1 protein-coding gene is annotated in these 899 nt (G+C 36.3%); it reads right to left on the reverse strand.

Translation table 11 applies throughout. From position 1 onward, the window contains the following. Positions 1-161 precede the first annotated feature (161 nt). A partial coding sequence (locus KI369_RS21155; RefSeq protein ID WP_238484943.1) for a methyl-accepting chemotaxis protein occupies positions 162-899 on the reverse strand: 738 nt, incomplete at its 5' end.

Below are 899 nucleotides of genomic sequence, written 5' to 3' on the forward strand. Positions count from 1 at the left end.
ACAAGTAAAGAAAAAATTACAACTGTACAAACTAACAATGTAATCGTTTTCCATAAATTCCATAGTCTTTTTCTTTTTTTCATCCCGTTAATGACTCCCCTAATTGCTGAATAGAAAAATAAGTAAGGTGATATTATTCTCACCTTACTTATCTGCTGTTATTATACTTTAAATTTACTAGTCATCGCTTGTAGTTCTTCGGCCATCTCAGCTAAGTTTTGCGAAGCTGAACTAATTTCTTCCATTGAATTCACTTGTTCTTCTGTTGAAGCAGCAACACTTTGCATACTAGCTGTATTTTCTTCTGCAGCTGCTGCAATTTCATCAATAGCATTTGTCACTTCATTTGCATCTCCAGCAATTCTCTTCGTTGTTTCTACCATTTCATTCACTTGAGAAACAATATGTGTAGTAGAACTTAAAATTTCCGTAAAACTTACTTTCGTTTTTGTTACAACATTAAGGCCTTGTTGAACTTCCCCATTCACATTATCCATCGCCTTAACAGTATGTTCAATATCAGCCTTAATTTCTGCAATTAGATTCGCAATCTCTCCAGATGATTCTCCTGATTGCTCCGCTAATTTTCTAACCTCATCTGCTACAATAGCAAACCCTCGGCCCTGTTCACCTGCTCTTGCTGCTTCAATAGCCGCATTTAAAGCTAATAAGTTCGTTTGAGTAGCGATGTTTTGAATTGCTTCAGAAATAGCTCCTACCTGCTTTGATTTCTCATCAAGAAGTTTAATAATAGCATCTGACTCTGATACCGATCTAGAAATACAATGCATTTGTTTTGCTGTTTGTTCAACCAATTCTTCCCCTTCTTCAGCTCTTTCTCTCGCATGTAATGAGGAGATAGAAATTGATTCCGCGCTTCCAGTTACATCTTGAATTGC

The sequence above is a fragment of the Bacillus sanguinis genome, assembly GCF_018332475.1.
Taxonomy (GTDB): Bacteria; Bacillota; Bacilli; order Bacillales; family Bacillaceae_G; genus Bacillus_A; species Bacillus_A sanguinis.